The sequence below is a fragment of the Dyella monticola genome (genome assembly GCF_003363155.1).
GTDB lineage: Bacteria > Pseudomonadota > Gammaproteobacteria > Xanthomonadales > Rhodanobacteraceae > Dyella_B > Dyella_B monticola.
On the sequence record NZ_QRBE01000003.1, the window covers coordinates 345,457 to 370,163 of the forward strand.

21 protein-coding genes are annotated in these 24,707 nt (G+C 60.9%); 16 read left to right on the forward strand and 5 right to left on the reverse strand.

Features of this window, described 5'->3' with window-relative positions:
* Positions 1-3: 3 nt before the first annotated feature.
* The 11 genes from DWU98_RS07855 (at position 4) to DWU98_RS07905 (ending at position 13,673) form a co-directional block, all read left to right on the forward strand.
* Positions 4-1,212 (forward strand): ABC transporter permease, encoded by a 1,209-nt coding sequence (locus DWU98_RS07855; protein ID WP_115494975.1) that lies wholly within the window; start codon positions 4-6, stop codon positions 1,210-1,212.
* A 9-nt stretch (positions 1,213-1,221) separates the two neighbouring features.
* Complete coding sequence (locus tag DWU98_RS07860; RefSeq protein WP_115494976.1) at positions 1,222-2,526, forward strand: ABC transporter permease; 1,305 nt, start codon at positions 1,222-1,224, stop codon at positions 2,524-2,526.
* Position 2,527: 1 nt separating this feature from the next.
* Positions 2,528-3,757: an ABC transporter permease gene (locus DWU98_RS07865; RefSeq protein ID WP_115494977.1), complete on the forward strand. Its 1,230-nt coding sequence runs from the start codon at positions 2,528-2,530 to the stop codon at positions 3,755-3,757.
* A 10-nt stretch (positions 3,758-3,767) separates the two neighbouring features.
* A complete protein-coding gene (locus tag DWU98_RS07870) occupies positions 3,768-5,093 on the forward strand; it encodes an ABC transporter permease (protein ID WP_115494978.1) in 1,326 nt (441 codons plus the stop codon).
* 12 nt (positions 5,094-5,105) lie between these two features.
* On the forward strand, positions 5,106-6,323 hold the full coding sequence (locus DWU98_RS07875; protein WP_115494979.1) for an ABC transporter permease: 1,218 nt from the start codon (positions 5,106-5,108) through the stop codon (positions 6,321-6,323).
* A gap of 41 nt (positions 6,324-6,364) precedes the next feature.
* On the forward strand, positions 6,365-7,528 hold the full coding sequence (locus tag DWU98_RS07880; RefSeq protein WP_230474746.1) for an alpha/beta fold hydrolase: 1,164 nt from the start codon (positions 6,365-6,367) through the stop codon (positions 7,526-7,528).
* Between the two features lie 142 nt (positions 7,529-7,670).
* Positions 7,671-9,014, forward strand: coding sequence for a sigma-54-dependent transcriptional regulator (locus DWU98_RS07885; RefSeq protein WP_115494980.1), 1,344 nt, complete (start codon positions 7,671-7,673; stop codon positions 9,012-9,014).
* Positions 9,015-9,296: 282 nt separating this feature from the next.
* Complete coding sequence (locus DWU98_RS07890; RefSeq protein WP_115494981.1) at positions 9,297-10,670, forward strand: sensor histidine kinase; 1,374 nt, start codon at positions 9,297-9,299, stop codon at positions 10,668-10,670.
* A gap of 56 nt (positions 10,671-10,726) precedes the next feature.
* A complete protein-coding gene (locus tag DWU98_RS07895; protein WP_115494982.1) occupies positions 10,727-11,671 on the forward strand; it encodes an SPFH domain-containing protein in 945 nt (314 codons plus the stop codon).
* Positions 11,672-11,682: 11 nt separating this feature from the next.
* Positions 11,683-12,129 carry an NfeD family protein gene (locus DWU98_RS07900; protein ID WP_115494983.1) on the forward strand — a complete coding sequence of 149 codons (447 nt, stop codon included), beginning with the start codon at positions 11,683-11,685 and terminating at the stop codon, positions 12,127-12,129.
* Between the two features lie 281 nt (positions 12,130-12,410).
* On the forward strand, positions 12,411-13,673 hold the full coding sequence (locus DWU98_RS07905) for a threonine/serine exporter family protein (protein ID WP_115495111.1): 1,263 nt from the start codon (positions 12,411-12,413) through the stop codon (positions 13,671-13,673).
* Positions 13,674-13,797: 124 nt separating this feature from the next.
* Here the strand turns inward: DWU98_RS07905 and DWU98_RS07910 are convergent, their stop codons facing one another.
* The 3 genes from DWU98_RS07910 to DWU98_RS07920 all read right to left on the reverse strand — a co-directional run bounded on the left by DWU98_RS07910 (position 13,798) and on the right by DWU98_RS07920 (position 16,704).
* Positions 13,798-14,130, reverse strand: a complete 333-nt coding sequence (locus tag DWU98_RS07910; protein ID WP_115494984.1) for an H-NS histone family protein — start codon at positions 14,128-14,130, stop codon at positions 13,798-13,800.
* Positions 14,131-14,440: 310 nt separating this feature from the next.
* Complete coding sequence (locus tag DWU98_RS07915; RefSeq protein WP_115494985.1) at positions 14,441-16,138, reverse strand: proline--tRNA ligase; 1,698 nt, start codon at positions 16,136-16,138, stop codon at positions 14,441-14,443.
* 119 nt (positions 16,139-16,257) lie between these two features.
* A complete protein-coding gene (locus DWU98_RS07920) occupies positions 16,258-16,704 on the reverse strand; it encodes a DUF4124 domain-containing protein (protein WP_115494986.1) in 447 nt (148 codons plus the stop codon).
* A 300-nt stretch (positions 16,705-17,004) separates the two neighbouring features.
* Here DWU98_RS07920 and pssA point away from each other — a divergent pair, with 300 nt between their 5' ends.
* Genes pssA through rimI form a run of 3 tightly spaced genes read left to right on the forward strand, consistent with a single transcriptional unit; the run spans position 17,005 to position 18,736 of the window.
* Positions 17,005-17,778, forward strand: coding sequence for a CDP-diacylglycerol--serine O-phosphatidyltransferase (gene pssA, locus DWU98_RS07925; RefSeq protein WP_115494987.1), 774 nt, complete (start codon positions 17,005-17,007; stop codon positions 17,776-17,778).
* Positions 17,775-18,266, forward strand: coding sequence for a hypothetical protein (locus DWU98_RS07930; RefSeq protein WP_115494988.1), 492 nt, complete (start codon positions 17,775-17,777; stop codon positions 18,264-18,266). The genes pssA and DWU98_RS07930 overlap by 4 nt, the downstream gene beginning before the upstream one ends.
* On the forward strand, positions 18,266-18,736 hold the full coding sequence (gene rimI, locus DWU98_RS07935; RefSeq protein ID WP_115494989.1) for a ribosomal protein S18-alanine N-acetyltransferase: 471 nt from the start codon (positions 18,266-18,268) through the stop codon (positions 18,734-18,736). The genes DWU98_RS07930 and rimI overlap by 1 nt, the downstream gene beginning before the upstream one ends.
* A gap of 425 nt (positions 18,737-19,161) precedes the next feature.
* Here the strand turns inward: rimI and DWU98_RS07940 are convergent, their stop codons facing one another.
* Both DWU98_RS07940 and DWU98_RS07945 read right to left on the reverse strand, forming a co-directional pair.
* Positions 19,162-19,695 carry an Hcp family type VI secretion system effector gene (locus tag DWU98_RS07940; protein WP_115494990.1) on the reverse strand — a complete coding sequence of 178 codons (534 nt, stop codon included), beginning with the start codon at positions 19,693-19,695 and terminating at the stop codon, positions 19,162-19,164.
* Positions 19,696-19,924: 229 nt separating this feature from the next.
* Complete coding sequence (locus DWU98_RS07945; protein WP_115494991.1) at positions 19,925-22,732, reverse strand: valine--tRNA ligase; 2,808 nt, start codon at positions 22,730-22,732, stop codon at positions 19,925-19,927.
* Between the two features lie 285 nt (positions 22,733-23,017).
* On the opposite strand from DWU98_RS07945, the gene DWU98_RS07950 reads away from it, so the two are divergent.
* Positions 23,018-23,968 (forward strand): hypothetical protein, encoded by a 951-nt coding sequence (locus tag DWU98_RS07950; protein ID WP_147293256.1) that lies wholly within the window; start codon positions 23,018-23,020, stop codon positions 23,966-23,968.
* A 27-nt stretch (positions 23,969-23,995) separates the two neighbouring features.
* Positions 23,996-24,694 (forward strand): tRNA (adenosine(37)-N6)-threonylcarbamoyltransferase complex dimerization subunit type 1 TsaB, encoded by a 699-nt coding sequence (gene tsaB / locus DWU98_RS07955; protein WP_115494993.1) that lies wholly within the window; start codon positions 23,996-23,998, stop codon positions 24,692-24,694.
* The last annotated feature ends 13 nt before the right edge of the window (positions 24,695-24,707 follow it).

Genomic DNA, 24,707 nt, shown 5'->3' on the forward strand with positions numbered 1-24,707 from the left:
GATATGGAAATTCGTCCGATTGTGGCCAGCCTGAAAAAGCATCGCATTCCGGCCGTGCTGATCGTGCTGGAAATTGCGCTTGCCTGCGCGGTGTTGTGCAACGCGGTTTTCATGGTTCACCAATGCATTGCCAGTGTGAATTCATCGAACGCCATCGACGAGGCGGGCATGTCGGTTATCACCGTCGGCGGCATCGATGCATCGCAGGCACCGGCGGCGATCGTGCGTGATCTGGCCGCATTTCACTCCATTGCCGGCGTCAAGGCGGCCGCGGCCGTTGATCGCGTGCCGCTGGATCACGACGTATGGTTAGGAAGTTATAGCGCAACACCGACTGAAGCTGGGTGGATCAATTCATCGATCTATTTTCTCGGCGACGGTGGCGAGCGTGCAATGGGGTTGCGGCTACTACAAGGTCGCTACTTCACGCCGGAAGAATATGCGGGTGGAGCAGTAGGCGCCGATGGTAAATCGACTAGCCACGTCGTCATCATCAATGAGAGTGACGCCAAGCGGCTATGGCCTGGGCAGAATGCATTGGGCAAGCAGCTCTACAGCGATGAGACAGTGTGGACCGTCATCGGCGTCGTCGCAGACGTACTGGCACAGGCGCCGGATTTCTCGGGCGGCACTGGCAAGTATTCGAGCGTCTTTTTTCCGCTGCGGCCGGATGTGGAACTCGGTCGCTATGTGCTTCGCAGCAGCCCGGCCGATCGCGATCGCGTGCTGGCGCAGGCCATGCGTGCCCTGGGCACGCTCGAACCGGGTGCGGTGCTGGAAGGGCACGCTTATGTGGACATGCGTTCCGCTTACTTCGCTGATGTACGCGGCATGGCCTGGATGCTGACGCTGGTCTGCGCGGTGATGTTGGCGGTCACGGCGCTGGGCATCGTGGGCCTCACCAGCTTCTGGGTCGGGCAGCGGCGGCGGCAGATCGGCATTCGCCGTGCGGTGGGGGCCACGCATGCGCAGATCCTGCGCTACTTCCAGACGGAAAATTTTCTGCTGAGCACGGCAGGTGTGCTGCTGGGTGTGGTGCTCGCCGTGGCAGCCAACCTGTATCTCGTACGGCATTACGAAGTGGGGCATTTGCCTTGGTCTTACCTGGCAAGCAGCGTGCTTGCCTTATGGGTGCTCGGCCAGGTGGCCGTGCTTGGTCCAGCGTTGCGCGCCGCGGCGGTACCGCCGGTGGTGGCGACGCGATCGGTGTAAGGAGCGCACATGTTCGGTTATTACCTTGATCTGGCCGTGCACAGTCTCAAGCGCAACAAAGTGCTGACGGGTTTGATGGTGCTTGCCATCGCCATGGGTATTGGCGCGAGCATGACGACACTTACCGTGTTGCATGTGCTTTCCGGCGATCCGCTGCCGGGGCGAAGCGGATCGCTGTACACGCCACAAATCGATCCGTTGGACCTGAACAACTATGCGCCCGGCGTTGAACCGCCGGACCAGCTTTCATGGATCGACGGCAATTACCTGCTCAAGGCCAAGCGTGCCACGCGACAGGCGCTGATGACCGAAGGCATGGTGCCGCTGCAACCGGCGCAACCGAGCATCGATCCATTCCATGCGGTAGCGCTTTACACGACCGCCGATTTCTTCCCTATGTTCGGCGTTCCTTTCCAATATGGTAACGGCTGGGGCAACGCCGATGACGACGCCAAAGCGCGTGTGGTCGTGATCAGCGCCAAGCTCAATGACAAGCTGTTTGGCGGGAAAAACAGCGTAGGCAAAGAGCTGCGATTGCAAGAGAAAGCATTTCGCATCATCGGCGTGCTAGGCGACTGGCATCCGCAGCCGCACTTCTACCAGCTCTACATGGGTAGCTACGCAGATGACGAAGATATCTTCGTGCCATTTTTCACGTCACGCGATTTGCACATGGAGCATGACGGCAGTACCGACTGCTGGGGCAATAGCGGTGGCGATCCGAATAATCTGGAGCATGTCAATTGCACATGGCTGCAGTTCTGGGTTCAACTCGATACGCCCCAAGCCGTTGCAGCGTACAAATCCTTCCTGGTGAATTACTCGCAGGAGCAGCACGATAACGGCCGCTTTGCGCGTTCTCCCAACGTGCGCCTGCGCAATGTCATGCAATGGCTGGATTATCAGCAAGTGGTGCCCAGCGACACACGCTTGCAAGCGTGGCTGGCAATAAGTTTTTTGGTTGTGTGCCTGGTCAACACGGTGGGATTGATGCTCGCCAAATTCATGCGTCGGGCTGGCGAGCTGAGTGTGCGCCGCGCGCTCGGTGCATCGCAGCGTGCACTGTTCGGGCAGCTGCTGATGGAGTCGGGGATTGTCGGATGCGTCGGCGGCGTAGCCGGCTTGCTGCTGGCCCTGCTTGGTTTGTGGCTTGTGCGCCAGCAACCGGCCGATTACGCAAAGATCGCGCACATGGATGCGTCCATGCTGGTGGTGACGTTCGCGCTTTCGATCTGTGCGAGCCTGTTGGCCGGGTTGCTGCCGGCATGGCGTGCCTGCCGGGTGACGCCGGCTTTGCAGCTGAAGGCGAACTGACATGGACATCAAGCCGATTTTTTCTACCTTGCAGCGGCATAAGTTCACTGCGTGCCTGCTGATCATGGAAATCGCGCTCACCTGCGCGATCGTGTGCAACGCCATCTTCCTGATCGGACAGCGTTTGCAGCTCATGCAAACACCCACCGGCATCGCCGAGCACGAATTGGTGTATGTGCAAATGGCCGACATCAGCGACCGCCCCGATGTGATGGCGCGCACTGAGGCTGATCTTGCTGCATTAAGGCAAGTGCCCGGCGCAAAGTCGGTGATGTTGATCAATCAACTTCCGTTCGGTGGCTCTTCGTCGAACATGGATATCAAACTCAGCCCCGAGCAAACCAAAACCACCATCAGCGTGGCCCAATATATGGGCGAAAACATGCTGTCCACGCTTGGCGTGCATCTTGTGGCTGGTCGCGATTTTCGTCCGGACGAGTTTGTCGACATCGATAAGGTGTATGCGGCGTTGCGCGCCGGAGACTTGACTGCGATACCCAAGCCTGTGCTGATTACGCAAGCCATGGCCGAGCGCTTGTGGCCCGGACAGAATCCGCTCGGCAAGCAACTGTATGTAGCGCAAGGCATACCGTTGACCGTGATAGGCGTAATGAAGGAATTGGTGCGCCCCAACCAGCGTAATAACGGCCTCCATTACAGCCTGTTCAATCCGGTTCGCATGCCCATGTCCTCGGGCACCTATTACGTGCTCCGTTGCGCATCGCAAGACCGCGAGCAGGTACTCAGATCAGCGGTGGTCAAACTCAGGAAACTGGATCCCAACCGCATCGTGCTGGACAAGGGAACATGGGATGAGATGCGTCGCGATTATTTCCGCGACGATCGCGCGATGGCGGGCATTCTCGTGAGCGTCTGTCTGGCGCTGCTGATCGTGACTGCATTGGGTATCGTGGGGCTGGCCAGTTTCTGGGTGGCGCAGCGCAATCGCAGCATCGGCGTACGCCGTGCGCTCGGCGCCACGCGCGGCAACATCCTGCACTACTTCCAGACCGAAAACTTTCTGCTCACCACCATGGGCATCGGGCTCGGCATGGTATTGGCCTATGGCATCAACCTGTTCTTGATCGTGCACTACGAAGTGCCACGGTTGCCGTTGATGTATTTCCCGATTGGCGCGCTGCTGTTGTGGATGATCGGGCAGGCGGCGGTATTGGGGCCTGCGCTGCGCGCGGCCGGGGTGCCACCGGTGGTCGCGACGCGTTCGGTATAAGGAGAGGAGCGTGTTCGGTTATTACATCGATCTTGCATTGCGCAGCCTCAAGCACAACAGAGTGCTGACCGGCTTGATGGTGCTTGCCATTGCAGTGGGCATTGGCGCGAGCATGACAACGCTCACGGTCATGCATTTGCTTTCGGGCGATCCGCTGCCGGGCAAAAGCGCCACGCTGTTCTATCCGCAACTCGATCCGGATACGTCGGTCGCCAGTTCGCACAGTCAGCCCACGGACGTGATGGACTATCGCTCGGCCATGGACCTGTGGAGCGCACACCGGGCCGATCGCCAGACGATTGTGGTGGATAGCGATCTCAAGGTGACGGCTCCGGATGCGAACGTGCCGCCGCTGATGATGACGATGCTTTCCACCACGGCTGATTTCTTTCCGATGTTCGACGTGCCGTTTCAGTATGGTTCTGGCTGGAGCGATGATGACGATGCAAGGCGCTCGCGCGTAGCGATCATTTCCGCATCGCTCAACGATAAGTTGTTTGGTGGCGCCAACAGCGTGGGGCGAACGTTGCGCCTGCGCGATACGGACGTCCGCATTATCGGCGTGCTCAAACCGTGGCGTCCCTCGCCGCTGTTCTACACGGTCCGTGGGGGGCGCTTTGCGCACGGAGATACGGCAACGTTCTATGGAAAAATCGAGGACGTTTTCGTACCGCTATCCAGCGGCCTGGAAATCAATGATGGTAATTTTTATCAGTTCAACTGCTGGGGCATGCCCAAGCGCACCGGACATTTGATCGATGCGCCGTGCGAGTGGGTGGCCGTATGGGTGCAACTGAACAATGCCGCGAAGCAGGCCGATTATCGGCGCTTCCTTCACGATTATGCCGAGCAGCAGCAGTCCCTGGGCCGCTTTACACACGCGGAGAACACACGTTTGCCAAGCCTGATGGAATGGCTCGACTACAACGGCGTTGTGCCAAGCGATGTGCATCTGCAAACAGGGTTGTCTTTCGCTTTTCTGGTGATCTGTCTGTTGAATACCGTGGGATTGTTGCTCGCCAAGTTCCTGCGCCGTGGTGGCGAGATCGGCGTACGCCGCGCACTCGGCGCCTCGCGTGGCGCGATCTTCGCGCAGTTCCTGGTGGAGGCCGGTGTGGTGGGCTTGCTCGGTGGCGTTGCCGGCTGGTTGTTGACGTTGGTGGGGCTGTGGCTTGTGCGCCAGCAGCCCACGCCCTATGCCGACATGGTGCATCTGGACGCTTTCATGTTTGTAATCACATTTGCGTTGGCCATTGTAGTCAGCCTGTTGGCTGGTGCGCTGCCCGCGCTGCGCGCCAGTCGCATGGCGCCGGCGTTTCAGCTGAAGGCACAGTAGGAGGAGCACGGGATGGAGATTCGCCCCATTCTTAGCGCATTGCGTCGCCATCGGCTTGCGACGTTGCTGATTGCGCTGGAAATCGCGCTGGCTTGCGCGGTGTTATGCAATGCCTGTTTTCTGATCATCGCTCGCGAGCAACGCACGAAACTCAACAGTGGCGTGGACGAACGGTCGCTGGCCTTCGTCAAAGTGACAGGTTTCGACGATGCGGCGGCGCGGGACCTGAACGCTCGCATGCTCAGTGGCTTGGGGTCGATTGCCGGCGTGCAATCGGCCAGCGCCATCAACACCGTACCGTTTGGACAGAATGCCGGGACGGTTGGCATGTCGCTCGACCCTGCCATGAAACACATCAACGCCGTGGTCGACATCTATCTCGGTGGACCCGGCAGCTTCAGGGCGTTGGGAGTAAAGCTGGTGGCAGGCCGATTGCCACAGGCAGACGACTACGCGCCGATCGAGAATTACTTTCCCAAGGATGCGCAGATATGGGTGACGCGTTCGCTGGCCGATCACCTTTGGCCCGGCGAAAATCCGCTGGGCAAGGATTTTTACTGTTTCGGGCCTTTTCGCTATCGCGTGGCAGGTGTGCTTGATCACCTGGCTATTGCCATGCCTGGCAGTCGCGGGCCGTACAGTGTGGATTGGTCGGTATTCATTCCGGTGCAACCCGGGCCTTTCCTTACCGGCAGCTATCTTGTGCGTGCAGCGCCCGGCGACATACAGCGCGTCATGCGCGATGCGCGCGCCGTCGTCGCCAAGGTCGCGCCCGATGTGGTGTTCGACTCGGATGAATCCGGTACCCTCAGCGACCTCCGCCACACTTATTTTCAGAACGACCGTGCCATGGCGCGGGTGCTGATCGGGGTGATCGTGGCTTTATTGCTCGTCACTGCACTGGGCATCGTGGGCCTCGCCAGTTTCTGGGTGCAGCAGCGGCGCAAACAGATTGGCATTCGCCGCGCGATCGGCGCCACGCGTGGCGACATCCTGCGTTATTTCCAGACGGAGAATTTCCTGATCGTGTCGATGGGTATCGTGCTGGGCGTGATACTCGCCTACGCGCTGAACCTGGTGCTGATGAAGGCCTATGAGGTGACGCATCTGCCACTGGGCTATCTGCTGGCGAGCGCGATCGTACTGTGGTTGCTGGGGCAGCTTGCTGTACTTGGGCCAGCCCTGCGTGCGGCCGCCGTGCCGCCGGTCGTGGCGACACGATCCGTATGAACAGCGAACGACATCGCTGAAAAAATGACATGAGGACACGCATGAACTCGCATCAACGATTGAAATGGTTATTGCCACTGGTGGTGGGAATGCCGATGGTTATCCACGCGTCGGCATCCAGGCACGATGCCGCGCAAGACACGCCCAAAACCATGACGCGCGCCGAGGTGACCGGCATCATCGCCGACAGCCGCCGCATCGTTTCGCCCAACGGCGTCGAGGCCATGGTGAAGGTGCACATCAACGGCATCGATCAATGGTTGTCCATTCGCGGCAAGGATCGCCGCAATCCGATTCTGCTGGTGCTGCACGGTGGGCCTGCGTCGCCAAGCATGCCCGACGATTACACCTATCAAACGCCGTGGGAGGATTACTTCACCGTGGTGCAGTGGGATCAGCGCGGTACCGGCAAGACCTACGCGGCCAATACCGAGCAGCAGATGGCGCCGGGCATGACCATCGAAGGCATGACGGACGATGCCGCACAGGTCGTGCAATACCTGCGCCAGCATTACGGCAAGCAGAAGATTTTCCTGCTGGGCCACTCGTGGGGTACGGTGTTGGGCACGCGCCTGGCGCAGGCCCATCCCGACTGGTTCTACGCCTATATCGGCGTGGGGCAGGTGGTGAACGTGCGTCGCAATGAGGAAGTGGGCTACAACTTCGCATTGCAGCAGGCGAAGGCGGCCGGCAACACGACGGCGATCAAGGAACTTCAGGCCATCGCGCCTTACCCGGGCACGGGGCAGCTGACGCTCCAACGCCTGGGTGTGCGCAGCAAGTGGGAGATGTATTACGGCGGCCTGACGTACGGCCGGCAGAATTACGATTACGTGTCCAACGCCGAGGAGCTATCGCCGGACTACAGCTCACCCGAGCTGGACGCGATCGGCAAAGGCAGCGCCTTCACCATCAACCATTTGAAGGCGCCACTGCTTTCGGTGGATTTTGACGACGCTACCCACTTTCGGTGCCCGGTCATTCTGTTTGTGGGCGCGCATGATGAGACCACCTCCCACGAGCTGGCCGAACATTGGTTCGACACGCTCCAGGCACCCTCCAAGCACATGGTGATCTTCGCCGATTCCGCCCACATGGTGATGCAGGAGCAGCCGGGCCGCTTTCTGGTCCATCTGGTTACCGACGCCCTGCCGCTGGCGCAGGCGGCGCACGACGCCGCGCCTGCGGAGGTGACGAAAGGTTAGGCCGGCTCGCCGCTCAGGGGCCTGGACCGCCAGTAAAGGCCCCTGAATCCGGCGATGTGAACGAATTTGATATACGTAGGACGACGGGCATGGCAACCTTTTCGGCGGGAGCGGCATCCATGCCTGCATGTGTAGACGACGAATGCGTACCGTACTGATCATTGACGACAACCCTTCCGTGGGCGAGGCGCTCTCGTTGCTGCTGTCGCTGCATGACGTGCGCCCCCTGGTTGCGCTCACGCCCGACGAAGGCCTGGCCATGCTGGCGCGCGAATCGGTGGATGTGGTGATCCAGGACATGAACTTCACCGCCGATACCACCTCCGGCGAGGAGGGCGTGGACCTGTTCCGGGCGATCCGGCAAAGCCACGCGGATCTCCCAGTCATCCTGCTGACCGCCTGGACGCACCTGGAAACGGCGGTGGAACTGGTGAAAGCCGGCGCTGCCGATTACCTCGCCAAGCCGTGGGACGACACCAAACTGCTGGCCACGGTGGAAAACCTGCTGGAGCTGTCCGAGTCCACGCGCGAGGTCAACCGCACGCGTCAGGAGCGCCGCAAGCGCCGCGACGCGCTACAGCGCAAATACGATCTGGACGGCCTGGTGTTCGCCTCCGAAGCCATGGCGCGCACGATCGATCTGGCCTGCCAGGTGGCGCGCTCGGACGTGCCGGTGCTGATCACCGGCCCCAACGGTTCGGGCAAGGAACGCATCGCGGCCATCGTGCATGCCAATTCTGCGGTGAAAAACGGGCCTTTCGTGGCCGTGAACTGTGGTGCGCTGCCGGGCGAACTGATCGAAGCGGAGTTGTTCGGCGCCGAGGCCGGTGCCTACACCGGTGCCAACAAAGCGCGCGAAGGTCGCTTCGAACTGGCCGATGGCGGCACGCTGTTCCTGGATGAAATCGGCAACCTGCCGCTGCCGGGGCAGATGAAGCTGCTGCGCGTGCTGGAAACCGGGCAATTCGAACGGCTTGGTTCCGGGCGCACGCGCAAGGTGAAGGTGCGCGTGCTCAGCGCGACCAATGCCGACCTCAAGGCGATGATTCGTGCCGGCACCTTTCGCGAAGATCTCTACTACCGCCTCAACGTGATCGATGTGAACCTGCCGCCGCTGTCCGAGCGCATCGACGACATCCTGCTGCTGGCGGACCACTTCCTGGCCGGCCGTGCGCAGCTGAGCGAGGCAGCACGCGAGGCGCTTTTGACCTATCCATGGCCGGGCAACGTGCGCGAACTGAAGAACGCGATCGAGCGCGCGGCGTTGCTGGCCGGCGGTGGTCCGATCAGCCCCGAGCAGCTCAATCTGCCGCAGCACGCCGGGGCGGCCGCGATGCGTAATCTCGACGAACCCAGCCGTGAAGTGGTGGAGTCGGCCTTGTACAAGGCCGATGGCGTGGTCAGCCGCGCCGCGCAAACGCTTGGGTTGTCGCGCCAGGCGCTTTATCGCCGCATGGAGCGGTACGGGCTGATGACGCAGACGTGATTTTTCGCGCCGTTATGGCTTTAGGTATCTTTCACCTTGGGTCTCAGCAGCACGTCGTCCCGGCGAAAGCCGGGACCCGGTGACTTTCCGTAGCAAAGCCGTTGGGCTCCGACTTTCGCCGGGGCGACGTTCGATCCTGGAACGGGAATATCTCCATGGGCCTACGTGCGGCACTGTGGCTATTCCGGCAGTGGTGCACATTCACGACAACGTGTAGAACACCGGCATGCCATGCGGAGACCCTCTGATGCCTCAACGCGCAAACGAAGCCTGGATTGCCTTATGCGTCTGAGATCATTGGAAGGCCGCCTTGCGTTGTGGCTGGCGTTTGCCGCGCTGACGGGTGTGCTGGTCTATGTCGGTGTTACGCGCTGGCCATTGCCGCAGATGGTGGGGTGGCTGCACGACAATTTGAGCAAGTCCATTTCCCAGCCCGATCACACGCAAGCCATTCTCATCTGTGCGGCTGTGCTGGCACCGTTGTCGTGGTGGTTCGCCTACATCGTGATGAACCCGGTCAAACGCCTGCTGCGCGCGCTCGAAGGTGCGGTGGCCAGTTATCGCGATGGCGATTTCAGCATTTCCATCGCGCTCGACCGCCACGATGAACTTGGTGATCTCATCCTCGTGCACAACGAACTGGGTCAGACGCTGCGCGAGCAACGGCAGAACCTCGCGCAACGCGAACTGCTGTTGGATACGGTGGTGCAGAACACCCCAGTCGCCCTCGTGCTGACCGATGCGAACGGGCGCGTGGCCTATGCCAACATCGCGGCGCGTCATCTGTTCAACGAAGGGCGTAACCTCAATGGCCTGCATTTTGCGACGCTGATCGCCGATTCGCCGGAGGCCTTGCGCAAGGCCACCGAGGGTTCTGAGGACGCGCTTTTCAGCGTGGAAATGGATGGCATGGAAGAAACCTTCCATCTTTCGCAACGCGCGTTCCGGTTGCAAGGCAGGCCGCACCGCCTGCAATTGTTTCGTCGCATGACACGTGAATTGTCGCGTCAGGAAGTGGCGGCGTGGAAGCGTGTGATCCGCGTGGTCAGTCACGAGTTGAACAACTCGCTGGCGCCGATTTCCTCGCTCGCTCATTCCGGTGCGGAACTGGCGCGACGCGGTGATGTGCAACGATTGCCCGGTGTGTTCGCCACCATCGGCGAGCGTGCGCGTCATCTGCACGGTTTCATCGATGGTTATGCGCGTTTCGCCAAGCTTCCTGCGCCGCGTCCGGTAGCCATTGAATGGCGACCGTTTCTGGATGCGCTCGCACTGCATTGCCGCTTCCAATTGATGGGCGAGGTACCGTCGCAGACCGGTTGGTTCGATCCGGTGCAGATTGAACAAGTGCTCATCAACCTGGTGAAGAATGCCCACGAATCGGGCAGCGTGCCCGAGGGCGTGACGTTGTCGCTCAGCGTGATCGGGCACGAATTGCGTATCGAAGTGGCCGACCGCGGCCCGGGCATGAGCGAAGCCGTCCTGGCGCAAGCCTTGTTGCCGTTCTACTCCACCAAGCGCTCGGGCACCGGTCTTGGGCTGGCCTTGGCGCGCGAGATCAGCGAGGCACACGGCGGGCGTATCGCGCTGGCCAATCGCGAGGATGGCGGCTTGCGCGTCACGCTGATGCTGCCTCAGACGGCGACCACCATGTGAGAGGGACGCACTGAGTCTGCCCTATACTCGATCTCCATCAACAAGGAGGAGATGCCATGGGTACCATTTTTGCGTTGGTCGTGGTGGTGGTGGCGGTGATCGTGCTGGCAAAGCTGGTGCGCATTGTTCCGCAAGGTTATGAATGGACCGTCGAACGCTTCGGCCGATATACGCGCACGCTCACCCCGGGCCTGCATTTCCTGATTCCCTTCATCTACGAAATCGGTCGCAAGATGAACATGATGGAGCAGGTGCTGGATGTACCGAGCCAGGATGTGATCACCAAGGACAACGCGGTCGTACGTGTGGACGGCGTAGTGTTCTATCAGGTGCTCGATGCGGCCAAGGCCGCCTATGAAGTGGCGAACCTGGAGCAGGCCGCGCTTGCCCTGGTGATGACTAACATCCGCACTGTGCTCGGTTCGCTGGATCTGGACGAATCGCTGAGTCAGCGCGACGCCATCAATGCCAAGCTGCTTGCCGTCGTGGACGAGGCGACCCATCCGTGGGGCGTGAAGGTCAACCGCATCGAGATCAAGGACATCGCGCCGCCACGCGACCTGGTCGATTCGATGGCCCGTCAGATGAAGGCCGAGCGTGAAAAGCGCGCGCAGATCCTGGAGGCCGAGGGTTTGCGCCAGGCGGCCATCCTCAAGGCGGACGGTGAAAAGCAATCGGCCATTCTCGCGGCGGACGGCAAAAAGGAAGCCGCGTTCCGTGAAGCCGAGGCGCGCATTCGCCTGGCCGAGGCCGAAGCGCAGGCCACCAAGCTGGTGTCCGATGCAATCGCCAGCGGCAACGTCAATGCACTGAACTATTTCGTCGCCAACAAATACGTCGAAGCACTGAAGGAAATGGCCCATTCGCCCAACCAGAAGATGCTGCTGATGCCGGTGGAGGCGACGGGCATCATCGGTTCGCTGGCGGGTATCACGGAGCTTGCGCGAGAGGCGCTGGGACAGCAGCAGGGTCGTGTGACCGCGCCTTCGCGCGCGCCTTGAGAGGGCTGGTCATGTTCGCGAACGTCGCTGCGCATTACCTATGGTGGATCGTGGCGCTGGTGCTGCTCGCCGTCGAGGTGATCATGCCCGGCTATTTCATGCTATGGATCGGCATCGGTGCGGCCGCAACGGGGGTGCTCGTGTTGCTGATGCCTGGGCTGTCGTTGCTGACTCAGGCGATCATGTTCGCGGTGCTGGCTTTCGTGTCGTGCGCGGTCTACGGGTACGCCGTGCGGCCTGCGTTGCAAAAGGGTGAGCACAACGAGGGTCGGCTCAATCGGCGCGGCGAGCAACTTATCGGCCGTCGTTATGTGTTGATCGAGTCGATCGTCAACGGTCGTGGCAAGGCAAAGGTCGGCGATGGGCAGTGGCTGGTGAGCGGGCCGGATCTGCCGGCGGGTAGCACCGTGGAAGTGGTGGCGGTGGATGGCGCTACGCTGAAGGTCAAGCCGGCCTGACCTGCTCGTGGTGTCACGGAATGATTCCCTCCCCTGCGTGCAGGGGGCAGCGTCGGACTGCACGAGCTTGCCACCCGGCGAGAAATCATCGCGGGCGTGGCTTATCCCAACCCAACCCTCCCCTGCCCGTAGAGGAGGGAGCGGACATTCGCACGTACGGCTATCGGCCCAAGGCCTGAGTGCTTATCAAGCAACGCGCTTCCGGGTAAGAATGGGGCCATGCCCGCACCTGTCATCCGATCGCCCGCTGCATGCTTCGCCACCCTCGCGGTGGCTTGCGCATGAGCGTCCAATTCGCCACCACGGCGCTCAATACCCGCATCGCCTTTCTGGTGGAACTCGCCACCCGCTTGCACAAATACGGCGCCGCTTCGCCGCGTCTGGAAATGGCGATTGCCGGGTCCGCGCAACGTATCGGCTTGAGCGCGGATGTGTGGTCCAGCCCCACGGCCATCATTATCTCCTTCGCCGACCTGGCACATGGCGAGGAAGGGCGCCTGGCGCAGGTGACGCAGGTGATACGCCTGCTGCCAGGCGATGTGAATCTGGACAAGCTGTGCCGCGCCGATGAAATAGCCGATCGGGTGATTGCCGGTCAGCTGGATCTGCGCGAAGGCTTTCGCCTGCTGCGTGCACTGGAGCTGCCTGACACGCCCTGGCAGAAGACAGGCGTGATCGCCAGTTATGGTTTGTCGGCGGCAGCGATCGATGCGCTGTTCCTGCACAGCTCCTGGGTGGACCTCATCGTTGCGGCGTTCGTGGGGACGATCATCGGCACGATCACCATTCTTTCCGGCACGCGTCCGCGCCTGCAGGTTGCCAGCGATGCGATCAGCGCTATGGTGGCGACGCTGGTCGCCATCGTCTTCAGTGCCTTCGTGGTGCCACTGGCGATCAAATCGGTCGTGCTGGCCGGTTTGATCGTGCTGGTGCCGGGGATGTCGCTGACCACGGCCGTGCGCGAAATTTCCAGCCAGCATCTGGTCGCCGGCATGGCACGCATGGGTGGCGCGATGTCAACGCTGCTCAAACTCACTTTTGGCACGGTGGCGGCGACCCAGATATGTGCGGTGTTGGGCATCGAGCCGCGCGATTTTCAGCTGCCGGCGTTGCCCGGGTGGATGGATTATCCGGCCCTGCTCGTGGCGGCGATCGCCTTTGCCATGCTGTTCCGCGCGGCGTGGCGCGACTGGCCGGCCGTTATCGCGGCGGTGATTTTGGGGTATCTCGCCACCCGCTTGGGCGGCTCCATCTCGGTCAACCTGGCCGGTGCGCCGTTCGGTGTGTTTCTGGGCGGTTTGTTGCTGAGCGCGCTGGCCAATCTATATGCGCGCTATGCCGGGCGTCCCGGGGCCGTGATACGCGAACCGGGCATCCTGCTGTTGGTGCCGGGCAGCGTCGGGTTTCGCAGCGTGTCCTACCTGCTGCAACGCAATGCGTCGTTGGGATTCGATACCGCGGTATTGCTGGTGACGATCTTGATTTCGCTGGTGGCGGGGCTGATGTTCGGAGAATTGCTGATTGCGCCGCGAAGGTCGCTGTAGCGTAGTCAAACCTATCGGTTTCAATCTGGCCTCGCCGTCATTCCGGCCTTCGCCGAATAACGATAAAAAGTAAAAACGCCGGCATTGCCGGCGTTTTTGTCGAAGCCCGAAAAAAACCAGAAAATCAGATCGCCAGATCCTTTTCCTTCTTGCCGGCTTTCAGTGCATCGTTGAACCAGCGCGGGCGCTTGCCGCGACCGGACCAGGTTTGTTCCGGATCGGCCGGATTGCGATATTTCGGAGCCACGGAACCCAGGCCGCGACGTTTGCCGCCGCGCACAGCGCCGCCCGCACCGAATATTTCTTCGAAGGTGACGCCCTCGGCCTTGAGCAATGCGTGCACTTTTTCGCGCACCTTGGTGGTGCGTTCTTTCTGCAGCTCATGCTGGCGCGCTTGCGCTTTCTGAATCAGGTCATTGAGCTGGTTATGGTTGAGGCTCTTGATGTCGATGGCCATGCAGCGGACTCCGGTAAAAGAAAAATGAGTAACAGATTCCAGGTTGTTGGATTATGAATATGCCTGGATGCAATGATTGATTTTCTCGCAATGAAGACAAAATTGTAAAGCACAGCGAGTTAAAAATAATCATTTTCCTTATTAATTGCCGGAATGATCCTTACGTGAAACGCATCTCTTTGCGTGAGCGAAATGCGGCATTGTCATGCCGGTGAATGGATTCACCGGGAGTGGCGTGCCCGCGGGTTTCGCTGTGCCAGCGCACAAAAAAGGGCGCGCGAGGCGCCCTTTTTCGCAAAGGCCTCATGCGTCAGCCTAGTATTTCAAATAATTCGTCGCGCGTAATGGAACTGCTTTCGGCATCGGTGCGAGCTCGATATTCCAGGGTACCGGCGGCCAGCCCGCGCTCGCTCACCACAACGCGATGGGGAATGCCGATCAATTCCATGTCGGCGAACATTGCACCAGGGCGCAAGCCGCGATCGTCCAACACCGTTTCAATGCCGCGTGCGGTGAGTTCGTTGTAAAGCGATTCGGCCGCGGCGCTCACTTCCGGTGAATTTTTCGGATTGATGACGCACACGGCCGCACGCCACGGCGCCATCGCTTCGGGCCAGATGATGCCAACATCGTCATGGCGCTGTTCGATGGCGGCGGCCACGATGCGGCTGACGCCGATGCCGTAGCAGCCCATCAGCATGACCTGCTTCTTGCCCTGGTCGTCGAGCACGGTGGCGTTGAGGGCCTCGGCGTATTTGCTGCCGAGCTGGAACACGTGGCCCACTTCGATACCGCGCGCGATCTGCAAGGTACCGTGGCCATCAGGCGCGGGATCGCCCACCACGACCTGACGAATATCTTCGACGCGCGTTATGCGCGCATCGCGTTCCCAGTTGGCGCCGGTGTAGTGCGTGTCGTTGGCGTTGCCGCCGCAAATGAAGTCGGCCAGCACCGCAGCGCTGCGATCGACGATCACGGGAATGGTATCGGGCAGCCCAACAGGGCCAATGAAACCGGGGCGTGCCCCGATGGCGGCGAGGATTTCCTCCTCGCTGGCCAGCACGGATTCGTCCGGCAACTCCGGCAGCTTGCTGGCCTTCACTTCGTTGATGTCGTGATCGCCGCGCAGGCACAGCGCCACCAGGCCTTCGTTGCCGCGCACAAGCACGGTCTTGAGAATACGATCGGCGGTTACGCCGAAATGCCTGGTGACATCGTCCACCGTGCGAACGCGCGGCGTGTCCACGCGCTGCAACGACGCAGAAGGCGCAGGACGGCCGATGGCAGGCGCCACCGCTTCGGCTTTCTCCATGTTGGCCGCGTAGTCGGACTGATCGGAGTAGGCGAGCAGGTCTTCGCCGGACTCGGCGATCACCTGGAACTCATGGCTGGCATTGCCGCCGATGGCGCCGGTGTCCGCCTGCACGGCCCGGAACGTGAGCCCCAGGCGCGTGAAGATGCGCGCGTAGGCCTGGTACATCACTTCATACGTTTGGGCCAGCGATTCCTGCGTGAGATGGAACGAGTACGCATCCTTCATCAGGAATTCGCGCGCGCGCATCACGCCGAAGCGCGGGCGGATCTCGTCGCGGAATTTGGTCTGGATCTGGTAGAAGTTGATCGGGAGCTGCTTGTAACTCTTCAGTTCGTTGCGTGCGAAATCGGTGACGACTTCTTCATGCGTGGGGCCGTAGCAGAACTCCTGCTCCTTGCGATCCTTGATCTTCAGCAGCTGACCGCCGAATTTCTGCCAGCGGCCGGTTTCCTCCCACAGCTCGCGCGGCTGCACCGAGGGCATCAGCATTTCGATGGCGCCGGCGCGGTTCATTTCCTCGCGCACGATGTGCTCCACCTTGCGCAACACGCGCAGCCCCAGCGGCGACCACGTGTAAAGGCCGGAAGCGAGTTTGCGGATCATGCCGCTGCGGATCATCAGTTGATGGCTGACGATTTCTGCGTCGGCGGGGACTTCCTTGACGGTGCCCAGGTGAAATTGGCTAAGGCGCATGGGGTGGGAGCTGCAGGCGAAGTAAAGGCGCGATTATAGCCTGCAGGCCGATTGACGCTGCGAAGGGGGCACGATGCGGCATTCGGCGCATGCCGCGTCCTGCTATGTCCCTCGTATCGTTACTGATTGCTGCAGAACTGGTTGAACTGGGCTTGGGCGGAGTCGAGCTGTTGCTTGCGTTGGTCCGCACTGAGCAACTGCTGTTGGCCGTTCGACCCATTCATGACCACCGGGGCGCTGCCTTGCAACGCGCGAATGTTGGAGGTGAGCGAGCCGCACAGCTTGGCGCGGTTGTCGGGGGTGTCGGCCATGGTGGTGCTTTGCGAGCTGTCGCCATTCTGCGCGCTATCGCCGCTTTGCGAGGAACTGCCGGACGTGCTGGACGAGGCTGCTGCTGCCGGTGCGGACGTATCCGTGCTCACATTGACCTGGCTGTATTTGGTGCCGGTGGGCGGTGGCGTTTCGGAGAAATGGGTGGTGCCGTGGGCATCGGTCCATTTGTAGACCTGGGCGCAGGCCAGCGGTGCGACCATCAACAGCACCAGGGCAATGGAAAGGCGACGCATGGGCGGCTCCGGCAGGGAAGAGAGATGAATAGGATGATCTGATCAATGCTGCGTAGGTGGCATGATGTCCACAAGGCCCGCAGGCTATGGCGCGGCAGCCGGGGGCCTTCTGGACATCACCCTTCGGGCCGGTGAAGCCCACGTAGCATCGATCAGAGCATGCCTAGTTAACAACCGGCGCGGTTCGGACTCAAGCGGCTGGCCCGGGCGGAGTGTCAAGAACGTGCGAGTTGGCACGTTTGGAGGGGTGTTTCGCTACTCCCCTGCTACACTGAACCGCATCCCGTCACGGATGGATTCATGAGCGAGACACCAGCCCGGGTGCCGCGGCATCGCGGTATCTACCTTCTGCCAAACCTGTTCACGACCGGCGCCATGTTCGCCGGGTTCTATGCCATCGTCGTCAGCATCGGCGGCCGGTTCACGGAGGCTGCCATTGCCGTTTTTGTGGCGGCCCTGCTGGACGGCATCGATGGCCGCGTGGCGCGCCTGACCCATACGCAGAGCGAGTTCGGGGTGCAGTACGACTCGCTGTCCGATCTGGTGAGCTTCGGCCTGGCGCCCTCGCTGGTGATGTACAACTGGTCACTTTCCAGCCTGCGCGAGTATGGTCCGCTTTACGGCAAGATCGGCTGGGCCGCCGCGTTCATTTACGCTGTCTGCGCCGCGTTGCGCCTGGCGCGCTTCAATACCCAGGTAGGTGTGATCGACAAGCGCTACTTCCAGGGTCTGCCCAGCCCTGCGGGGGCGGCCGTTTGCATGTCTTTCGTCTGGAGCATGGAAAACTGGGGCATCTCCGGTGAAGAACTGGACATGTTCGTACCGTTCATGGCTGTGATCGTAGGCTTGTTGATGGTGAGCCGCCTGCGTTATTACAGCTTCAAGTCCCTGCCGATGGGGGACAAGGTGCCGTTTCTGTGGATTCTCATTGCCGTGCTGATCCTGGTGCCGTTCTTCGTCGACCCGCCGCGCGTGCTGCTGGCGGTGTTTTCGCTTTATCTCCTGTCCGGGCCGGTGGTCACGCTCTGGGGCGTCGCCACGCGCCGCAAGCGCCCGCGTCGCGGCGCCGTATGAACGCCGGTGTCGCCAGTACCGCACATCGCGCCCGCGTGCTGCGTGCGTTGGGCGTGGTGACGTGGCGCCGTCGCGATATGCATGCAAGTGTTGCGGTGGCACCGGAGCAAGTGCCGACGACAACGATCAGCCAGGCGCTCGCCAGCGCGAACGTGGTGGTCGTGATACCCCCGGCTTGCAGCGTGCGCGAGAGGGATCTGCTCGGTCGCGCGTTATCTGGCTTGGGTCCGCAGCTTGCGCGTGCGCCATGCATCGAAGCCGTCGATGGCGAGAACCTGCATGTACCGCATGCGCCCGCCTATCTGGTATTCGGGCAGGCGCAAGCCCACGCGCTTGGGCGCGTACTGCCGGCAGAGGTCATGCGTGATGCGCACATCGTGTTGGCCGATACGCCCTCAGAGATTCTCGTGCAAGCGGTCGCCAAGCGCCGCTTATGGCAAGCGTTGCGAATGCTACGTCGCGCGCTCGCCGCAGGAGTCCAACCCTGATGGTTGCCGTGGCGCGCCCCTCGTTAGAGATGCGCGCAATGCGACGCGAGGACCTGCCACGTGTCAGTGAACTGGAAAATGCCTCTTACGATTTTCCATGGAGCATAGGCATTTTCGGCGACTGCCTGAAGGCCGGCCACCCGTCATGGGTGTTGTGCGCGGACGGCCGCATCATCGGTTATGGCATCCTGTCCATCGGTGCGGGCGAGGCTCACGTGCTCAATGTATGCATTGCCCCGTCCGAGCGGGAGCAAGGGTTCGGGCGCCATCTCATGAGACGCCTATTGGATATCGCGCGGTGGAACGGCGCCGAGCGCGTGTTTCTGGAAGTGCGGCCGTCTAATCCGAACGCGCATGCGTTGTATATATCGCTAGGCTTTCATGAGATTGGAAGACGGCCACGTTATTACCCGGCGCACCAAGGGCGTGAGGATGCGATTGTGATGACGCTGGAATTTCCTGGGACGTGAGCCGACTTTGCGGTGCGGCTAAGCCCATTTCCTTCCTTCTTCCTAGCGATCAGCCAAAATTCTTTCTGTGACGACGCTCCCATGTAGGCAGGCGCTGATTGTGGCGGCCTGGGCGCATCACTAGGATCAATTTGTCTGGACGAACTTTTACAGGGAGCTGTATGCGCCATTTCGTCAAGGGCTGCGCGCTTTCGTTTGCTTTTGTCGCCACTGCATGCGCGCAGGCCCAACAGCCATTGCCAGAGCATGTCACTGGATCAGATGAGGGAACTATTGCTTGCAAGACAGAAAAGGCGATGGTTACGTTAATGAGGGCTTCACCCGCATTGACCACAAATGAAGAAGTGTTGAAGCGTCTCATCAAGAGTGGTGATTGCTTAATCATGCCGCACGGATGGCTTGTGCTGGAGGCGCATGATCCACCGTTAGATCAGCAAAATGACCACGCATCCCAGTGGATGATTCGTACGCCACACGGAATCGTCCATATGTGGGGGACCCCTTTTGGTGGCGATTGAGTCATGGTCCTTCCACTCTTCGATATCTATCAGAGAAAGCTTTTCGCCGTGGTTTTTTGTCTGTGCAGATGGGTCCTTGATATTGTGGACTTGAGGTGTGACGGCGACGATTTTCACGTTGCGCAGGGTCATGTTGAAGTATTCGACTTCGCGGCCGGCCTCATCGACGCGATACCACTTTATTTCGGCGGATCTCAAGGTATCGCCGCGCGAGAGTCGCATGTAGAGAATAGGCGAGGAGCGATCGATTTCTTTTTCGATGACGAGGGGCATATGCAGGCGGGTGCCTAGCAAGCGCCCGGTTACGCTATCGGCGGGGGCATGCATGCCATGTTTGAAGCTCAGTACTTCAATGCTTCCCTCACGGCCGACGACTTGGCTTGAGCCGCGGATGTCACTGCCGTCGATGTCTTTTAGCCACAAATGCAGGGGAATTGCCACGCGCGATCCTTAGCCGTTGGTATCGGCGCAGTGTTACGCATGGTGGCAGATGAAGCCGTCGGATGATTCAGTGTGCTTGGGCCGCATTCGAGAGACAGCATGTGTCAGGTAAGGCGGTAAGCGGAGCAAGCATGAGTACCGAAAACGGAGGTTTGCTCGGTATAACCTGTGTCGCGGGGTTGGCCCTCACCCTAGCCCTCTCCCCGGAGGGGAGAGGGACTGTTTTGCGCTAGCCAAGCTTGTCCATCTGCTCACGCAGGGCGCCCAGCTGCGTGCTCCAGTCGGTGATGCGCTGCCGCTCTTGCGTTACCACTTCAGCGGGGGCGTTTGCCACGAAGTTGGCGTTGCCAAGTTTGGTCTCGCACTTCTTGATTTCGCTTTCGATCTTCGCGATTTCTTTGCTGAGGCGCGTTTTCTCGGCGCTGAGGTCGATAAGTCCCGCGAGTGGGATCAGTACGCGTAGAGTGCCGACTACGGCAACTGCGGCGGCGGGTTCATTTTTCCCCGAATCAATCCACTGTGGCGCCTCGACGCGTGCGAGAAAGCTGATCTGCGCTGCAAATTTTTCGACGCGTGCGCGATCGCCGGCATCGCCATCGGCCAGCAGCAACGGGATGATCTTGCCGGGCGCTATGTTCATTTCGGCGCGAATACGACGAATGCCGCTGAGCACGTTCTTGAACCACTCGATCTCGGCGGTGGCAGCTTCATCAATGGCGATGTCGTTCGCGTTCGGCCAAGGGCGCTGGAAGATGCTTTCTGCACCGAAGCCAAGTTTTGGCGCCACCGATTGCCAGATTTCTTCGGTGATGAATGGAATGATCGGATGCAGTGCGCGCAACACCGTTTCCAACACCACCAGCAAGGTGTGGCGCGTGGACGCTGCAGCGGTTGCATCATCTCCATTGAGCGCAGGCTTGGACAGTTCCAGGAACCAGTCGCAGTATTCGTTCCACACGAACTCATACAGCGACTGCGCGAGCAGGTCGAAGCGGTAGGTAACGAAGTGTTGATCAACCTCGACCAGCGTCTGCTTCAGTCGCGTGAGAATCCAGCGCTCTGCCTCGGTGGCTGGTGCTCCTGAAGGAGCGGGTAGTTCACCTTCCGGCAGATTCATCAGCACGAAGCGCGCCGCATTCCACAGTTTGTTGCAGAACGCTTTGTAGCCTTCGGCGCGCTTGATGTCGAAGTTGATGGTGCGGCTGTAGCTGGCCAATGCCGCGAAGGTGAAGCGCAGTGCATCCGTGCCGATGGCGGGGATGCCTTGCGGATAATCCTTGCGGATACGTTTTTCGACTTTCTCGCGTACCTGCGGAATCAGCAACGACTTGGTGGATTTTTCCACCAGCGGCTCCGCCTCGATGCCGTCGATCAAGTCCAAGGGATCGAGCGTATTGCCCTTGGACTTGGACATCTTCTGGCCTTCCGCATCGCGCACGATGGCGTTGATATACACCTCGCGGAACGGCACGTTGCCGGTGAAGTACAAGGTCGCCATCACCATGCGCGCGACCCAGAAGAAGATAATGTCAAAGCCCGTGACCAGCACGGCGCTAGGCAGGAAGATCTTGTCCTGCTCCCAGTTGGCGATCACGTCGCCGCGTTCGTTCTTGATCGGGCCCTTTTCAGGCCAGCCGAGCGTGGAGAACGGCCACAGCGCCGAGCTGAACCACGTATCGAGCACGTCGTCGTCTTGCTTGAGCGCACCCACCGGCGCGACCTCAGCGTGTTTGCGCGCGTCGGCTTCGTCTTCACCGACGAAAATGGTGCCGGCTTCGTCGTACCACGCTGGAATGCGATGACCCCACCAGAGCTGGCGGCTGATGCACCAGTCCTGGATGTTTTCCAGCCACTGCGTATAGGTGGTGGTCCAGTTCTCCGGCACGAATTTGATATCGCCCGAACGCACGGCATTGAGCGCCGGTTCGGTAATTGCCTCGCGGCCTTTTTCGCTGGTGAGATCGACGAACCATTGGTCGGTGAGCATCGGTTCGATCACCGCATCCGAACGCTGGCTTACCGGAACCTGCAATTTGTGCGGTTTGGTTTCGATCAGGAGGCCTGCGGCGTCGAGATCGGCGAGCACGACTTTGCGCGCTTCGTAGCGATCCATGCCTTGATACTTCGCGGGTGCGTTTGCGTTGACCTTGGCATCGAGCGTGAAAATCTCGATCGGCGCGAGTTTGTGACGCTGGCCGATCGCGTAGTCGTTGAAATCGTGCGCCGGGGTAATCTTCACGCAGCCGGTACCGAATTCGCGGTCGACGTAGTCGTCGGCGATCACCGGAATCTGACGGCCGGTAAGCGGCAGCGTCAGCGTCTTGCCGATCAGGTGCTGATAGCGCTCATCATCCGGATGCACGGCGACTGCCACGTCGCCCAGCATGGTTTCCGGACGCGTCGTTGCGACGACGACGCTTTCACTGCTATCGGTAACGGGATAGCGGATCGACCACATGTGTCCATCGCGCTCGACATTGTTCACTTCCAGATCCGACACCGCCGTGCCCAGCACCGGATCCCAGTTCACCAGGCGATTGCCACGGTAGATCAAGCCGGCGCGGTACCACTCCACGAATACCTTGCGCACGGCGGCAGACAAGCCTTCGTCCATGGTGAAACGTTCGCGCGACCAGTCGGCGGCGACGCCCAGGCGGCGCATCTGGTTGGTGATGGTGGAACCCGATTCCTCCTTCCACTGCCATACGCGTTCGACGAACGGCTCACGGCCCAGGTCGTGGCGGCTTTTGCTCTCCACAGCGAGCTGGTTTTCCACGATTTTCTGCGTGGCGATGCCGGCGTGATCGGTGCCGACCTGCCACAAGGTATTCATGCCGCGCATGCGCTGGTAGCGGATCAGCATGTCCATCACCGTCTGTTGGAAGGCATGGCCCATGTGCAGGGTGCCGGTGACATTCGGCGGCGGCAGCAGGATGCAATAGGGTTCGCCGTGTCCGGACGGCCGGAAGACGCCACTGGCTTCCCAGCGGGCATACCATTTCGACTCGATCGGGCGGGGCTCGAAACTCTTTTCCATCGGGGACTCGCGGTGGCGCGCCGGGGCTGGCGCGCGTGAATAGGTATACGAACAAACCCGCATTGTAAGGGGCGGGGGAGGGTGTGCCAAAGCGATGAGCTCCCACCCCTGCGTGTAGTAGGGGCGCTAGGGTGAGGTGAAACAACCTCGCGACGCGTTAAAGCTGCCCCGCGAGCGCGTGCGGCCCCATGCCCGACCCTCCCCTGCGGATGCCCCGGGGGAGCGGTTAGCGCATCCGCTATAGTTCTTGGTTGATTTCACAGGCATTCCATCGGGATCGGGCGCATGGAAATACGGAACGAGGTCGATATCGTCACAGCAGGGCCGCCCAAGCCGGCCACGGGAGGCATTCGACCCAGGGTGGTAGTGTGCATGACCAACCACGAGCGCCCGGACTGCGCGCGGATCAATCAGGAAATCATCAAGCTTAACTATCCCCACTCCTGGCCGATCGTGCATGCCTGCTCAGGCCCCAGCTACGCGCCGCACATGGAAGACGTGCTGGTGCGTTGCCAGCCGCGCGACGTCATCGAAGGTGCACTGAACTTGCTGCAGCAGTCCTGTCGCGCTGCGGTGGAGATCTACAACCCGCAGTATCTGGTGCACGTGGAGGCCGATACCTGGGTGTTCGATCAGGGAGTGATCGAGCGTTACATCGAGCTGCTTGATCGCCATCCGGATGCTTACCTGGCGGCATCCACATGGAGTACCGATCAGCGCGTGCAGTGGCGCCGCCTGCGGCATCCCTTCGCAAAAGTGAAGCTGGGTGTGGCCCGGGTGCTCAATGCCATGGGCAACGATTTTGGCGTGAAGCGCAAACAGACGTTGTCGACGCAGTTCTTCATCGCGCGTAACGATCCGCGATTTTTGAAGATGATCGATGGCATTCAACCCACCCTCGACAACACGCTGGAATACGATTTTTATCGCGCGTTTGTGACCGAATTCGGCGAGCGTGCGGTGATCCACATCAAGGAACGCGAGCCGGTCCATCCCGATAACCGGCACTGGTGCCCGGCGCTGACGCTGCATGCCCAGCACTGGCCGGAGCAGTTACAACGACCAGCGTTGCCAGCGGAGGGTTCTTCACACGAAGGCGTTTCCGGTCAGTACGACATCCCGGGCAAGAAGGAGGTGTTGGCTGCCCACGGTTTCAAGCATCTGGGACCGGCGATGCGTCAATTGCTGGATGCGAGCGATACCTGCTACTACAACCCCAAGGCCAAGCGCTATTAGAGCGGCACTTGGTGCGAGAATGGCCGAATGAATCTCTTAGCCATCGAAACTGCCACCGAAGCGTGCTCCGTCGCCCTCGTCCATGGCGAGACGATCATTGCCCGCACCGAGCTGGCGCCGCGCCGTCATGCCGAGCGTGTATTGCCGATGGCGGACCAATTGCTGGCTGAGGCGGGCATCGGCAAGCACGCGCTCGATGCCATCGCCGTAGGGCGTGGGCCCGGTGCGTTTACCGGCGTGCGCCTGGCGGTGTCGTTGGCGCAGGGTATGGCGATCGCACTGGATCGCCCAGTGGTGACGGTTTCCTCGCTGGCTGCGCTGGCGCTGGAGGCGCCGGAGGATGACGCCGCGATCCTCGCCGTGATCGATGCGCGGATGGGCGAGATCTATGCGGCCTGCTACCAGCATGATGGGGAAGGTGGCGTGATCGCGCTGGATGAAGAGCGTGTCACGACGGCCTCATCGCTGGTGTTGCCGCAGGAGGATGCCTGGAACGTGGTCGGTACCGGCTGGGCTGCGTATCGAGAGGCGCTGCATCAACGTCTGGGCCGGGAACCGCGCTCTGCGGACGGCGCCTGTTATCCGCAGGCGCGCCACGTCGCCACCCTGGCCGTGCGCGAGTTCAAGGCTGGCCGCGCGGTAGCGCCCGAGCAGGCCTTGCCGGTGTATCTACGCGACAAGGTCGCGCTGACGCTGGTGGAGCAAGGAAAGGAGCCGCCCCCGTAAGCGCGGGCCTCTT

What these genes read in the sequence shown, in the direction of transcription:
- DWU98_RS07855 (WP_115494975.1), top strand. Translation starts at nt 4, where the DNA reads ATGGAAATTCGTCCGATTGTGGCCAGCCTGAAAAAGCATCGCATTCCG.
- DWU98_RS07860 (WP_115494976.1), top strand. Translation starts at nt 1,222, where the DNA reads ATGTTCGGTTATTACCTTGATCTGGCCGTGCACAGTCTCAAGCGCAAC.
- DWU98_RS07865 (WP_115494977.1), top strand. Translation starts at nt 2,528, where the DNA reads ATGGACATCAAGCCGATTTTTTCTACCTTGCAGCGGCATAAGTTCACT.
- DWU98_RS07875 (WP_115494979.1), top strand. Translation starts at nt 5,106, where the DNA reads ATGGAGATTCGCCCCATTCTTAGCGCATTGCGTCGCCATCGGCTTGCG.
- DWU98_RS07880 (WP_230474746.1), top strand. Translation starts at nt 6,365, where the DNA reads ATGAACTCGCATCAACGATTGAAATGGTTATTGCCACTGGTGGTGGGA.
- DWU98_RS07885 (WP_115494980.1), top strand. Translation starts at nt 7,671, where the DNA reads ATGCGTACCGTACTGATCATTGACGACAACCCTTCCGTGGGCGAGGCG.
- DWU98_RS07890 (WP_115494981.1), top strand. Translation starts at nt 9,297, where the DNA reads ATGCGTCTGAGATCATTGGAAGGCCGCCTTGCGTTGTGGCTGGCGTTT.
- DWU98_RS07895 (WP_115494982.1), top strand. Translation starts at nt 10,727, where the DNA reads ATGGGTACCATTTTTGCGTTGGTCGTGGTGGTGGTGGCGGTGATCGTG.
- DWU98_RS07900 (WP_115494983.1), top strand. Translation starts at nt 11,683, where the DNA reads ATGTTCGCGAACGTCGCTGCGCATTACCTATGGTGGATCGTGGCGCTG.
- DWU98_RS07905 (WP_115495111.1), top strand. Translation starts at nt 12,411, where the DNA reads ATGAGCGTCCAATTCGCCACCACGGCGCTCAATACCCGCATCGCCTTT.
- DWU98_RS07910 (WP_115494984.1), bottom strand. Translation starts at nt 14,130, where the DNA reads ATGGCCATCGACATCAAGAGCCTCAACCATAACCAGCTCAATGACCTG.
- DWU98_RS07915 (WP_115494985.1), bottom strand. Translation starts at nt 16,138, where the DNA reads ATGCGCCTTAGCCAATTTCACCTGGGCACCGTCAAGGAAGTCCCCGCC.
- DWU98_RS07920 (WP_115494986.1), bottom strand. Translation starts at nt 16,704, where the DNA reads ATGCGTCGCCTTTCCATTGCCCTGGTGCTGTTGATGGTCGCACCGCTG.
- pssA (WP_115494987.1), top strand. Translation starts at nt 17,005, where the DNA reads ATGAGCGAGACACCAGCCCGGGTGCCGCGGCATCGCGGTATCTACCTT.
- DWU98_RS07930 (WP_115494988.1), top strand. Translation starts at nt 17,775, where the DNA reads ATGAACGCCGGTGTCGCCAGTACCGCACATCGCGCCCGCGTGCTGCGT.
- rimI (WP_115494989.1), top strand. Translation starts at nt 18,266, where the DNA reads ATGGTTGCCGTGGCGCGCCCCTCGTTAGAGATGCGCGCAATGCGACGC.
- DWU98_RS07945 (WP_115494991.1), bottom strand. Translation starts at nt 22,732, where the DNA reads ATGGAAAAGAGTTTCGAGCCCCGCCCGATCGAGTCGAAATGGTATGCC.
- DWU98_RS07950 (WP_147293256.1), top strand. Translation starts at nt 23,018, where the DNA reads ATGGAAATACGGAACGAGGTCGATATCGTCACAGCAGGGCCGCCCAAG.
- tsaB (WP_115494993.1), top strand. Translation starts at nt 23,996, where the DNA reads ATGAATCTCTTAGCCATCGAAACTGCCACCGAAGCGTGCTCCGTCGCC.